This window comes from Flavobacterium amniphilum, from assembly GCF_023634845.1.
Lineage (GTDB): Bacteria > Bacteroidota > Bacteroidia > Flavobacteriales > Flavobacteriaceae > Flavobacterium > Flavobacterium amniphilum.
Genome location: NZ_JAMLJL010000009.1, coordinates 172,950 through 186,857 on the forward strand (window position 1 = coordinate 172,950; position 13,908 = coordinate 186,857).

The following is a 13,908-nucleotide window of genomic DNA, read 5'->3' on the forward strand; positions in this document are numbered from 1 at the left end:
TTTGGATTCATTACAAATAAAAAATTATTTTTGCATCACAAATCATTCTAAAATACTACACTTATGAAAAATATTCTATCAGGATTACTGATTGTTTCTGCCGGTTGTGTTTCTTTATTCTCTTGCTCAGGCGATTCGGATAATGGAGGAGGTGCTTCTATTTCAAAGCAGGATGTATTAAAAAACTATGCTAATATTGCTTATGAAAATTACAAAAAAGCATACGATGACGCTGTTGTTTTAGAAACTGCAATTACAACTTTTACCGCAAATCCTTCCCAGGTAAATTTTGATGATGCGAAATCTAAATGGAAAATTGCACGTGAAAGTTACGGTACTACAGAAGCTTTCCGTTTTGCAGACGGACCAATTGATAATGCTGAAGGTCCGGAAGGTTTGCTGAATGCATGGCCTTTAGATGAAAATTATATTGATTATGTTAATCTTGCTCCAAATGCCGGGATTATTAACAATCCTGGATTATATCCAACTATTGATAAAGCTGTTTTGGAAGGTTTGAATGAACAACAGGATGATAAAAGTATCAGTGTGGGGTACCATGCTATCGAATTTTTGCTTTGGGGACAGGATCTAACGGCTCCTTCTGCAAATTTACCGGGACAAAGGCCTTATACCGATTATCTGACTTCGGGAGGTACTGCCGCTAATCAGGCAAGAAGAGCAGCTTATCTAAATGCATGTGCCGATTTGTTGACTGATAATTTGGCTTATTTGGTTGACCAATGGAAAGTGGGAGGAACTTACAGAAATACTTTTTTAGCAATGCCGGTTGATGATGCATTGAAAAATGTTTATCTGGGAATTGTTACTTTGATTACTGCCGAATTGCCGGACGAGCGTATGCATACTGCTTTGGTGAATATGGATCAGGAAGATGAGCATTCATGCTTCAGTGATAATACGCACAGAGACATAGCTTTAAATCTGCAAGGTGTTATTAATATCTATAGAGGAAATTATGGAGCTGTAAACGGTCCTTCATTAGAAGATTTAGTAAGACTGAAAAGCAATTCTGTTTATCAGAATACAGAAATTTCATTGGATGAAGCAGTATTTAAAGTTGATGAAATTTTAATTCCTTTTGATATGGCAATTTCAGGTGGTCCAAATTCTACCGAAGGAGCTAAAGTTGCAGCAGCACGTTTGCAACTGAAAGATTTCGGAGCTAATTTGCTGGCAGGAGCTACAAAACTTGGAATTACTGTAAACTAATTCTGTAAACAAAATATTTTTACTAGAAGTGTTCTTATTTATAGGAGCACTTTTTTTATTTTTGGGCATGCAAAATATTTTAAAATTATTTCTTTTTTCAGTAGCTATCTGTTTGGTAGCGTGTAACTCGGAGGAAGAGTATACATTGGTACCTGAAGAGGGAGAAGAGCTTTTAGGAGGTTCGTCGACTGTTTTTAATGCTTCAGCTGAAGCGTTTGGTTTCGCTTCTAAAGATTTAACGATAGATGAAGAAGCTGATTTTGCCGTAGGGAATTCATTTTTCAGACAAAGTTGGATTTCAGCACCTTCTTCAACAACAGCACGTGATGGTTTAGGGCCTTTCTTTAATGCAATTACTTGTTCAAGCTGTCATTTTAAGGATGGAAGAGGACGTCCTCCCATGTTTGACGGTGAATTGGGAAAAGGATTGTTGTTGCGGTTAGGTATACCGGGAATACATGCTAACGGTGGCTCACTGCCTGATCCGAATTATGGCTCCCAATTACAGGATAATGCCATTTTAGGACAAACTATAAAAGGAAATTATACGATTACTTATCAAATCACAACCGAAACCCTTGCTGACGGTACTGTAGTTGAACTTCAAAAACCAATTTACCAAATCAGTAATTTAGGTTACGGACCTTTGGCACCAAATGTTATGGTTTCTCCACGCGTAGCCAATCAGATGATAGGGATGGGATTACTAGAAGCAGTGCCGGAAAATACAATTTTAGGATTTATAACTGCTAATAATGCAAATGGTGTTTCAGGAAAGGCAAACTATGTATATGATGTTGAAAGTAATTCGCAAAAATTGGGAAGGTTTGGATGGAAAGCCAATCAGCCAAGTGTGCGCCAACAGGTAGCCGGTGCTTTTCTTGGTGATTTAGGAATTACTTCTCCGGTATTTCCAAATGAAAACTGCCCTACAGGTGTTGATTGTGGTTCAATCCCTAATGGTGGAACGCCTGAAATTGAGAGTGCTAATTTCAACCGTGTGGTTTTATATTCGAGTTCTCTGGCGGTTCCGGTGCGTAGAAATTATAAAGATCAGGATGTACTGAAAGGCAAAAAGATATTTGAAGAGATTAATTGTGTATCCTGCCATATATCCAAAATGCAAACGGGTAATAATCATCCTATAGTGGCGATGAGAAACCAAACAATACGACCGTTTACCGATTTGTTATTGCATGACATGGGAGAAGGCCTGGCAGATAATTCGCCTGATTTTCTGGCTTCGGGAACTGAATGGAGAACCCAGCCGTTGTGGGGAATCGGATTGATAAATGTAGTGAACAGCCATACCCGGTTATTGCATGACGGAAGAGCGAGAAGCGTTACGGAAGCTATTATGTGGCACGGTGGTGAAGCCCAAATTTCCAAAAATAGATTCAAACAGCTTTCCACTGAAAAGAGAAACCAGCTTTTAGCTTTTATCAATTCGCTTTAATTTTCAAATGTGATTAATTATACGGTTTACAAAAACGAATCAAGTGACCAATGGGTGACTTTTGTGCATGGAGCAGGAGGAAGTTCATCCATCTGGTTTAAACAAATACGTGATTTTCAAAAGCATTTCAATGTATTGTTGCTTGATTTACGTGGTCACGGAAATTCAAAACAGCCTACTTCGTTTAAAAATCCGTTCCAGAAAAAATATACATTCCAATCAATCGCAACCGATGTTGTGGAAGTAATTGATCATCTTAAAATCGAATCTTCTCATTTTGTAGGGATTTCTTTGGGAACCATTATCATCAGGCAATTGGCAGAAATGCATCCTGAACGGGTAAAAAGCATGATTATGGGTGGCGCAATCCTGAAAATGAATTTCCGTTCGCAGATTTTAATGCGGGTTGGAAATGTTTTTAAGTATGTGTTGCCTTATTTGGTTTTGTACCGTCTTTTTGCTTTTATTATCATGCCGAAAGCAAATCACAAGCATTCCCGTTTGTTGTTTATAAATGAAGCCAAAAAGTTATATCAGAAGGAATTTATAAAATGGTTTAAATTAACGGCCGAGATTAATCCGGTGTTAAAATGGTTCCGTCAGGTTGAACTCAATATACCAACTTTTTACATCATGGGTGAGGAAGATTATATGTTTTTGCCTTCGGTACGGAAAGTCGTTGAGAGTCATTATAGAACGGCAAAATTGTTTGTTGTAGAAAAGTGCGGACACGTTGTGAACGTAGAACAGGCCTCGGTTTTCAATGATCAGGTCTTGAATTTTCTTATGGGATTTAAATAAAAAAGCCGGTATGGAAATACCGACTTTTTTGTAAACTAACCAAACCAAACAAAATTCTATGAATTCTTATGACAAAGGTCAGTATTTTTTTTGAATTCTATTGTTAAGATATTGTTATTATCTTGTTGATTATGAAAAAATTAACGCTTATTTTTTATCTTGTAGAGCAAATACTTTTTTCAGTAAATCAGAAGTTCTTGATGCTAAATTAGTCCGGATGCTTTTTTCCTCAACGGCAACCATTTTGAATACGCCTTCCATCGCTTTATTTGTTGTATAATCTGTTAAGTCAGGGTTTACTTTTTTAACTAACGGAATCGTGTTGTATTTGTTGATGATATTTGTCCATACTTTATCGGCACCAACTTTAGAAAACGAGTTTTTAATCACCGGATTGAATTTAACATACAAAGCCGATGAAGTTGAATTCTCCAGATAAGTTGTAGCCGAACGTTCATTTCCCAATAGTATGTTTTTGGCATCGGTAAATGTCATTTCTTTAATGGCGTCCACAAAGATAGGCGTCGACTCTTTTACGGCATCTTCTGCAGCTCTGTTGATGACTTTCAATCCTTCATCTGCCAGTTTTGACATTCCGATATCACGTAATGCTTTGTCTACCTTTCTCAATTCTTCAGGAAGCAGGATTTTAACCATTTCGTTTTTGTAAAACCCATCCACAGCGGTTAATTTTACAACCTGTTTGTCAATTCCGTTGTTTAAAGCTTCTTTTAATCCTGAAGCAATCTGGGCTTGGGTTAACATACCTTGCGTTTGTGGTAATTGGTTAATTACCTGCTGCATTTCGGCACATCCTGTGAATAATGGTAATGCCGCTAAAATAATTAATGCTTTTTTCATTCGTTTATTTTTTGTCTTGTAATGCAAATACTTTTTTCAATAAATCAGATGTTCTGGAATTTAAATTGGTGCGGATGTTTTTTTCTTCCACAGCAATCATTTTGAACACGCCATCTAATGCTTTATTGGTCACATAATCATTGATGTCGGGATTTACTTTGGTTACCAAAGGCAGGTTGTTGTATTTTTTGATAATGTTGTTCCAGATTACATCAGCGCCTACTTTTCCGATAGACTGTTGTACAACCGGATTGAATTTGGCATACAAAGGATTACGCGTTGAAGTCTGTAAATAGTTGGTTGCCGCATCTTGATTGCCTAATAAAATATTTTTAGCATCGGTAATGGTGATGTTTTTGATCGCATCGACAAAAATTGGGGTCGATTCTTTTACGGCATCTTCTGCAGCTCTGTTCAGCGCCCTGATTCCGTCATCGGCCAGTTTTGACATTCCCATTTTGCGTAAAGTTTTGTCAACTTTCTGTAATTCTTCCGGCAACAAAATTTTTACGGCTTCATTTTTGTAAAACCCGTCAGTTGCGGTTAATTTTTTAACTTGTATATCAACTCCTTTGTTTAAGGCTTCTTTCAACCCTCCGGCGATATCAAGCCCACCGTCTTTTTTGGTTATGGCCGAAATTTTGTCTTCCGCTTTTTTAATTAAATCTTTGAGTTGTGCATTGCTTACAAATGGAATGAACACGAATAGTAGGATAAACTTTTTCATAAATTAAAATTGGTTTACCAAAGATAAGCAAAGTCCGTGCCTTTTTTTAAAAGCGGAAGAATAGGAGTGTGTTAAAATTACAATCCGAGAATCCCTTTTTTGAGGTTTAACTGTTCCTGTGTGGGGTTTTCAACAGGTGAAATATAAACATCTTCAAGGTAGCCGTCTAATTGTAATCCCATGTCAAATAAATATTCTGTAACAGGAATTCTTTTCATTCCGGTTACATAATCATCAAAAAACCATTGCATGTTTTTTTTCGAAACTTTATTGACAGCAGCAACGATGTCTTTCAGCTCATAAGGGATATTGGTTTTTCCAAATTGTGTATACATTTCTGCCATAAAATCATCAAGTCCTTTTTGGTTGCCGGTAGCTTTCCTGATTTCAATATCCAATCCTAAACCGACCAATGTCCCGCCTCCGTAAACTAAATAGCGGTTTTGGTTTTTATTGGTTCCGGATTCTTTGATGCTGGTTTTGTTTTGTTGTAAATCCCTGATGATGTTATATCTCGTGATTACATTTTCAAAACGTTTGTAAAAAGTCGGTTCATCAATAATTTTTGTATGGGTAAGTAAAATATTGGTCAGATAATCTGTGAAACCTTCTTTGAACCATTCCTCCTGACCTTTTGGGATTATGGTATGGCCATTCCATAAGTGAATGGTTTCGTGCGCCATGATATGTCCCCAGTTTGTACGGCTGTTTTTATTGATTTTACCTTTTATGATTTGGCTGAAACTGTTTCTGAAGGCACTTCCGTCAGTAATTACACTACTTTCATTAACAACGATGAGGTATTTTTTCTTTGGTGAACCGTTAAAAAATTTTGTGGTAGATTCAATAATGGGTTGCATTAATCCAATAAAATCATTTTCATTGGCTTTTATTGTATTTCCCAATGCAAACAAAAGCTCAAAATCACCTATTTTAATTTCCTTTTCATAATGATTTCCAACAAAAATGCAATTGTTCAAAAGAAACCGTAAATCTTCATTTACAATGAAATCGTTTGGTTTGGGAGTTTTAATCCAAGGTGTTGAGGCTTTCCAGTTTTTAGGTAAGGTGAAATGAACCGAGACATTTTTTACATCAGCCAAAACAGGAATGTCAGGAACCATAAAAAGTGAGTATCCTGTAAAAAATAACCCTTCCGGGGTTTTATAGGCAACTTCATCATAACCGCCACAATGCTCCCAGTTTTCGGTATTGTGTTCAGTTATAATGTCGTATTCAATAGCGTAACTGCCAAGTGTTGCTGATTGTATTTCCCAAGTTCCGTCACCAAGATATTTAACAATCTGATCCTTTTTTTTATTGTTTTTGACCGTTAGGTTTTTGACAAATTTGATTTCACCTTCCGGATTTTTCTCCGATGGATGGCAAAACATGAAAAAGCGGTTTTTGGCTTCGGCTAAGTCTAAAGTCGTTTTGATATGAACTATGTTCTGGTCTTTTTGGGTGAAATCCAGATCATAATTGACCGGGTTGTTTTGCCCAAAGGAATTAAAAATGAAGAGAATTCCTGCTAATAGGGAAAATAGATTTTTCATGAAAAACTGATTTTTTTCCGCTGCGCTCCAAACAATTCGGCTCCGCCTCGGGTGATTGATGATTGATGCCTCTTTTTCTGAAAATGCAAAAGAGGTATTCACTAGACGACAAAATTTGAGAATGGTTACAAAATATCTCTTTTTTGTTTGGAATAATACAAAAATTAGGCTTTTAATTTTTTAGAAATACGTAAATTGCACGCACAAATTTATTACCGTAAAAATGGAACAGGTACAACCCTATCAACCAAAAAATAAAGTTAGAATTGTTACAGCAGCTTCGCTTTTTGACGGACACGATGCTGCAATCAATATCATGCGCCGTATCATTCAGGCTACAGGCGTAGAAGTAATTCACCTTGGACATGACAGAAGTGTGGAAGAGGTAGTGAATACTGCAATTCAGGAAGATGCAAATGCAATAGCAATGACTTCGTATCAGGGAGGTCACAACGAATATTTCAAATACATGTATGATTTGCTGAATGAAAAAGGTGCCGGTCATATCAAAATCTTCGGTGGTGGAGGCGGAGTAATCCTTCCTTCTGAGATTTCAGAATTACATGAATATGGTATTGAAAGAATTTATTCCCCGGATGACGGCCGTGAATTGGGATTGCAGGGAATGATCAATGATTTGGTACAACGCGCCGATTTTCCTGTAGGGGATAAATTAAACGGTGAGGCAAATCATTTGGAAGATAAAAACCCAACGGCCATTGCACGTGTGATTTCTTCTGCAGAAAATTTCCCTGAGGTGGCTAAACCTGCTTTGGATAAAATATATAAAATCAATCAGGACAGTAAAACGCCTGTGTTGGGAATCACCGGAACGGGTGGTGCCGGAAAATCATCTTTAGTGGATGAGTTGGTGCGCCGTTTCTTAATTGACTTCCCGGAAAAAACCATTGGTTTGATTTCTGTTGATCCTTCAAAACGTAAAACGGGAGGAGCTTTATTGGGTGACCGTATCCGTATGAATGCGATCAATAACCCGAGAGTTTACATGCGTTCATTGGCAACGCGTCAATCAAATTTGGCTTTATCGAAATATGTTCAGGAAGCTATTGAAGTATTAAAAGCAGCTAAATACGATTTGATTGTTTTGGAAACTTCGGGTATCGGACAATCAGATACAGAGATCTTGGAGCATTCGGATGTTTCGTTGTATGTGATGACACCTGAATTCGGAGCGGCTACGCAGTTGGAAAAAATCGACATGTTGGATTTCGCTGATTTGGTGGCTTTGAATAAATTCGACAAACGTGGTGCTTTGGATGCTATCCGTGATGTGAAAAAGCAATACCAGCGTAACCATAATTTATGGGACGTTGATCCGGATAAAATGCCGGTTTTCGGAACCATTGCTTCGCAGTTCAATGATCCGGGAATGAATACACTTTACAAATCCATCATGGATAAAATTGTAGAGAAAACGGGAATCGATTTGCATTCGAATTTCCAGATTACACGTGAAATGAGTGAGAAAATCTTCGTGATTCCGCCGCACAGAACACGTTATCTGTCTGAAATTGCTGAAAACAACCGTAAATATGATGAAACGGCACTTTCTCAGGTTGATGTAGCGCAAAAATTATACGGAATTTTCAAAACCATTGAAACGGTTTCAGGAAGAGTGCCAAAATTAGATAAATCAGGAATTCTTGAAGAATCGTTAAATCATTCGCCTGATAAAAAAGAGTTCTTGTCATTGCTGATGAAAGAATTCGACCGTGTGAAAATGAATTTGGATCCCTACAACTGGGAAATCATTTTGACATGGGATGAAAAAGTAAATAAATATAAAAACCCTGTATATAGCTTCATGGTGCGTGACAAGGAAATCAAAATCCAGACACACACCGAATCATTGTCACATTCACAAATCCCGAAAGTAGCTTTGCCAAAATACCAGGCTTGGGGTGATATCTTAAAATGGAACCTACAGGAAAACGTACCGGGTGAATTCCCGTTCGCTTCAGGATTATATCCGTTCAAGCGTGAAGGAGAAGATCCAACGCGTATGTTCGCAGGTGAAGGTGGTCCGGAAAGAACCAACCGCCGTTTCCACTATGTATCGTTGGGTATGCCGGCAAAACGTTTATCAACTGCATTCGACTCAGTGACTTTATATGGTAACGATCCTGATCACAGACCAGATATTTATGGAAAAATCGGTAACGCAGGAGTTTCCATCTGTTGTTTGGATGATGCAAAAAAATTATACTCCGGTTTCGATTTGAGTCATCCGGCGACTTCAGTTTCAATGACGATCAACGGACCGGCACCTATGTTATTAGGTTTCTTCATGAATGCGGCTATCGACCAAAACTGTGAGAAATACATCAAAGAAAACGGTCTGGAAGCTGAAGTTGAAGCTAAAATAAAAGCAATCTATAAAGCTAAAGGAACGGAAAGACCTCGTTATAACGGTGATTTACCGCAAGGGAATGATGGTTTAGGTTTGATGCTTCTAGGAGTAACCGGAGATCAGGTTTTACCAGCCGATGTTTATGCTGATATTAAAGTGAAAACGTTAGCTCAGGTTCGTGGAACGGTTCAGGCCGATATCCTAAAGGAAGACCAGGCACAAAACACTTGTATTTTCTCTACGGAGTTCGCGCTTCGTTTAATGGGTGACGTTCAGGAATATTTCATCCAGAAGAATGTGCGTAACTTCTATTCGGTTTCGATATCAGGTTACCACATTGCAGAAGCAGGAGCAAACCCGATCACGCAGTTAGCATTTACATTGGCAAATGGTTTCACGTATGTGGAGTACTATTTAAGCCGTGGAATGAGCATCAATGACTTCGGTCCTAACTTATCGTTCTTCTTCTCGAACGGTATCGATCCGGAATATGCAGTAATCGGACGTGTGGCACGTAAAATTTGGGCTAAAGCCCTGAAAAATAAATACGGAGCCAATGAAAGAGCGCAGATGTTGAAATACCATATCCAGACTTCAGGACGTTCATTGCACGCACAAGAAATTGACTTTAATGATATCCGTACAACCTTACAGGCGTTGTATGCGATTTATGATAACTGTAACTCGTTGCATACCAATGCGTACGACGAAGCAATTACAACTCCAACGGAAGAATCGGTACGTCGTGCCATGGCAATTCAGTTGATCATCAACAAAGAATTAGGGTTGGCGAAAAACGAAAACCCAATTCAAGGTTCTTTCATTATTGAAGAATTGACTGATTTGGTGGAAGAAGCGGTATTGACTGAATTCGACCGTATCACTGAAAGAGGAGGAGTCCTTGGCGCTATGGAAACCATGTACCAGCGTTCTAAAATCCAGGAAGAATCATTGTATTATGAAACATTAAAACATACTGGTGAATTCCCAATTATCGGAGTAAATACGTTCTTGAGTTCAAAAGGTTCGCCAACAGTAGTTCCTGCTGAGGTTATCCGTGCAACGGAAGAAGAAAAGCAATTCCAGATTGCTACGCTTGAAAGCTTACACACAGCACAGGCTGATAAAGTGAAAGAGCAATTGGCAATCATTCAGGAAGCAGCGATTCAAAACCTGAATATTTTCGAGAAATTGATGGATGCGGCCAAGTATTGTTCATTAGGCCAGATAACCGCTGCGTTGTTTGAAGTGGGTGGACAGTATAGAAGAAATATGTAAGCAGGATGCATCTGAAACAAGGCGAAGCTGAAGTTGAAGATTGCATGTCGCTTATGCTGAGCTTGTCGAAGCATCTCAGAGAGCCGGAATCTTTAAAAAAAATTTTGTGCGAATCGCTTACACTGAGCCTGTCGAAGTGTTCTTAATATGGCATTGAAATTATATAAAAACCTTCCGCTTCAGGAAGGTTTTTCGTTTGTTAAAAAGAATTAGATTTGAGAAAAAACTATATGTATAAATACATCCTCTTTTTTATGTGTTCTTTATCGTTTGGTCAAACGCCATTCAGTAAAGAAAATCCAAACAATACTTTAGCACTGAAAGCGTGTGGTTATATAAATTTGCTGGATGGAGGTTTCGGTTCTATTGTTGGGGTTGAGAAAGGTTTTATGAGAAATAACTCAATAGGGGTTAAGTTAATTTATAATCATTTTTTACCCCGTAGGGAAGATGAAGAAGAAGGGCTAATAGATTATACTGATGACAGAGATCTTTCTTTAATTGCAGAATATAAGCATTATCTCAATTTAAATGAATTCAGGGAAAGAACGGGTGTGTCTCCTTATATATCTGCAAATTATAAAAAAGGTAGAAGAACTATCGATCATGACCGTAATTATGATCATGATTACTATCACAGGGAAACTGACTACGAATATTTTGGACCTGCAGTTGGTGCAGTTTTAGCTTTTACAAGCGTTGGAAGATGGGCTATTGATACCCAGATTAGCTATTTGTCAGGGATAAAAAAGAGAACTACCGATTATGTTGTCCCGTTTCCGCATAATTCAAAGGAATCATTCAGAACAAATTATTTTAGATTTGAAATTATGCTGACTTATAATATAAATTGGATGTAATGTTTGTTTGAAATATTTTCTTTGCTTACACCTGATAATTAAAAAAGCCCCACATCTGTGAGGCTTTTCTTTTATAAATTAATCTTCTTTCCTTTCGGATATTTAATCTGATAAGATAATTTCTTTTTTACAACACCTTTTGAAGGAATGTTTGTTTTCCAGAACAGTATTCCGGTTTCTTCTTTGTAATCGGCATTGTCAACATTCGCTTTTTCAACTTTTATTTCTTTGTTTTGGCTTACCGGAACGCGGTCGTAAATTTTTACATCGGTATCAATAGCCTTGTTGTTGCGCAATGTAATTTCATAGTTTCTATCCACAATTCTCGTGGTGCCTAACAATGACTTGTCTTTTAAATTGTTGATTTGTTTTCTTTCAACTACGAGATTGTTGTCAATTCCCATCGAAATGACCAGCTCTTCGTCCGTTTGGTACGGATTGATGAAAGTTGTCCCGGCATAGCTTCCTTCTGTGTAAATACTGGCGTCTCCCGGCAACAAATCATATTTTGTCCATTCTTTTATTTTGGCGGTAAGGAAAACATTTTCGCTTAGGATAGGAGCGGAATAGTATTCGAATTCGGCTGGAATATTAAAGTTGTCGATTTCAATAACAGAAGGTGTCTGGTCAGACGGAATCGAATAATTCTTCTTAATCCGGAATAATACCGAGTTAATGGCTACTTCTTTTTCATCACCTGTTGCGGTTACAACTTCTTCCGGTTTGTTTTCTTCTTCATTGTCGTCAGAATCTGCTTTTTTTCTTTTGAGTCCAACTGCTGTTACAACAACTTCTTGTAATTGCATTGCGCTTTCATTTAAAACTACATTCATGGTGCTGCTGTAAATGGGTAGGATTTGATCTTCCATTCCTAAAAAAGAATAGACGAGTTCTTTCCCTTTTTCAACGTTTAATTTGTACGTTCCGTCAAACCCGGTTTGTACACCAATTGTTGTTCCTTTGACCACAACATTGACTCCCGGTAGTGGCCCTGACTTATCACTAACTATTCCCGAAACTGTTTTGACCAGAGGATTATAAATGAATTTCTGGTTTCTTGAAGCAGACGATTCGCGATTTGCGTAATAATTCATGAAATTCAGGTAATGGCTGTCAAGTGTTGGCTTCTCATTGTTAACGGTCGGGTTTGCAGTCGAAAGTATCAGCTTAACGTCGTTCCAGTTTTCGCCTGTGGTTTGGTATACCTGTGCTTTGTAGGCGAATTGTAAAGCGTCTTTGGTGTTTTTTGCTTTGATTTCATATGAAGGATTCCACCCGGCATTGCTCACATTGTATTTGATGCTGAGATTAAGCAGGACAGCTTCGTTCGGATTGTTGAATTTTAAAATAATCTCACCTTTCTGCTCTTTTTCTTCACTGCTCATTTTGTTCATCTCCAGATGCATGGCCGACAAATCTTTTTTCAAATCGTCAATCTTTTTGGAAATGTCAAAAATCTCCATTTTGATAACCGGAACTCTTTCTCTGTAATGTTTGCTGTGAATCAGTATTTTTTCAAGCGTAACCGATTGCTGTGAACTGCTCAGTGTTTTATTTTGGGACAAAATGGTTTCTTCTTCCTGTAATCCTTTGATCTTGCTTTCCAAAAATGCAATTTCCCTTACTTTGGAGTCTGTTTCACTTTGCAGGGTATTGATTTTTTCAGAAGTACTTCTTTTAGGGTAAAAAAGGGTTTCATATCCGAAAGAAAGAATCGATACATCCCTAAGTCCGCTGATTTGAATGGTATTTTGGTTAATATAAGGAGATAAATCGGTTATACGGACAATTGAATTTCCTTTGGGAATGGTAACGGATGATTCCGCTGAAATTTGTGCTCCGGAGGTGTAAACCGTTACTTCTTTGGTAGTTGCCTTAATTTTTATCTCATTAGCAAATAAGGATAGTGTGCAAAAGAATAATACTAAAAAGTGTTTCATATATTGTAGGAATAAATTCGCTGTTTAAGAGGGTTAAGATATTATGATTTTTCCCATAAAACAATAGATTTGCTTAAAATTAAGTTTCCTATGAATGAATCCCATCCCAACTGGTTTTACGATTTCAAACCCATGAAGTTTTTAATGCTGGGTAGTTTTCCGCCGCATCAGAGCCGTCATGCTTTCCCTTTTTATTATCCGAATAAACAGAACCGGTTTTGGAAAGTAATGGCTGATATTTCCGGAATCAGTCTGGTTGCTGATTTTTCGGACACTGATAAAGTAATTGAAGAACGGAAATCGATTATGAGGAAGCTTCAAATGGGAATCCATGATGTGGCGCAGAAAATAATCAGAAAAGGGAATAGTTCACTGGATTCGGATATTGAAATCATAAAATATCAGGATATTGTTTCGATCGTGAAAAATCATTCTGAACTGGAAAAAATTATACTGTTGGGTTTTTCAGCCAAGAGCAGCGCGGCTCAATCCTTTCTGAAGTATGTCAAAGATGAAAAAATTGAAGCTGTATTTCCGGAAGGATTTAATGCTAAGGCTCCTGCCGCATTCTATATTTTTATAGACAACAGAAAAATAGAATGTTTGATTCTTAATTCAACGTCTTCGACCAGTTCTGTTCAGGTGCCGAAGTTAGTGGAGCAGTTCCGTGAATTTATTTTTGATACACTATAATACTATGACTAGTCCTAAAATAACGATACAGGATTAATAATAGTAAAAATACATTTTTAGACAGAAGTAGCTTTATAGTTACTTCTGTTTTTTATTTCATAAGTTTTCATTTTAATGCTACTCTGTAAATGC

Annotated in this window: 10 protein-coding genes; 6 read left to right on the forward strand and 4 right to left on the reverse strand. The window is 37.6% G+C overall.

All coding sequences use genetic code 11. From position 1 onward, the window contains the following. Positions 1–63: 63 nt before the first annotated feature. The 3 genes from NAT51_RS12080 to NAT51_RS12090 all read left to right on the forward strand — a co-directional run bounded on the left by NAT51_RS12080 (position 64) and on the right by NAT51_RS12090 (position 3,490). A complete protein-coding gene (locus NAT51_RS12080; RefSeq protein WP_250599185.1) occupies positions 64–1,233 on the forward strand; it encodes an imelysin family protein in 1,170 nt (389 codons plus the stop codon). Positions 1,234–1,300: 67 nt separating this feature from the next. Beyond that, positions 1,301–2,689 (forward strand): di-heme oxidoreductase family protein, encoded by a 1,389-nt coding sequence (locus NAT51_RS12085; RefSeq protein ID WP_250599186.1) that lies wholly within the window; start codon positions 1,301–1,303, stop codon positions 2,687–2,689. A gap of 9 nt (positions 2,690–2,698) precedes the next feature. Next, the gene (locus NAT51_RS12090; protein WP_250599187.1) at positions 2,699–3,490 is read left to right on the forward strand and encodes an alpha/beta fold hydrolase; all 792 of its coding nucleotides are present in this window, start codon (positions 2,699–2,701) and stop codon (positions 3,488–3,490) included. 147 nt (positions 3,491–3,637) lie between these two features. On the opposite strand, the gene NAT51_RS12095 is transcribed toward NAT51_RS12090, so the two are convergent. From NAT51_RS12095 to NAT51_RS12105, 3 genes are all read right to left on the reverse strand, one after another. Further along, on the reverse strand, positions 3,638–4,351 hold the full coding sequence (locus NAT51_RS12095) for a DUF4197 domain-containing protein (protein ID WP_250599188.1): 714 nt from the start codon (positions 4,349–4,351) through the stop codon (positions 3,638–3,640). Positions 4,352–4,355: 4 nt separating this feature from the next. After that, positions 4,356–5,078, reverse strand: coding sequence for a DUF4197 domain-containing protein (locus NAT51_RS12100; RefSeq protein WP_250599189.1), 723 nt, complete (start codon positions 5,076–5,078; stop codon positions 4,356–4,358). A 77-nt stretch (positions 5,079–5,155) separates the two neighbouring features. Next, positions 5,156–6,634 carry a M1 family aminopeptidase gene (locus NAT51_RS12105; protein WP_250599190.1) on the reverse strand — a complete coding sequence of 493 codons (1,479 nt, stop codon included), beginning with the start codon at positions 6,632–6,634 and terminating at the stop codon, positions 5,156–5,158. Between the two features lie 223 nt (positions 6,635–6,857). Here NAT51_RS12105 and NAT51_RS12110 point away from each other — a divergent pair, with 223 nt between their 5' ends. Together NAT51_RS12110 and NAT51_RS12115 are read left to right on the forward strand one after the other, a co-directional pair. After that, the gene (locus NAT51_RS12110; protein WP_250599191.1) at positions 6,858–10,283 is read left to right on the forward strand and encodes a methylmalonyl-CoA mutase family protein; all 3,426 of its coding nucleotides are present in this window, start codon (positions 6,858–6,860) and stop codon (positions 10,281–10,283) included. 215 nt (positions 10,284–10,498) lie between these two features. Beyond that, on the forward strand, positions 10,499–11,143 hold the full coding sequence (locus tag NAT51_RS12115) for a hypothetical protein (protein WP_250599192.1): 645 nt from the start codon (positions 10,499–10,501) through the stop codon (positions 11,141–11,143). Between the two features lie 71 nt (positions 11,144–11,214). On the opposite strand, the gene NAT51_RS12120 is transcribed toward NAT51_RS12115, so the two are convergent. Further along, entirely contained in the window at positions 11,215–13,083 is a 1,869-nt protein-coding gene (locus NAT51_RS12120; protein ID WP_250599193.1) for a DUF4139 domain-containing protein, read from the reverse strand. Positions 13,084–13,173: 90 nt separating this feature from the next. Here NAT51_RS12120 and NAT51_RS12125 point away from each other — a divergent pair, with 90 nt between their 5' ends. Beyond that, entirely contained in the window at positions 13,174–13,776 is a 603-nt protein-coding gene (locus NAT51_RS12125; protein WP_250599194.1) for a uracil-DNA glycosylase family protein, read from the forward strand. The last annotated feature ends 132 nt before the right edge of the window (positions 13,777–13,908 follow it).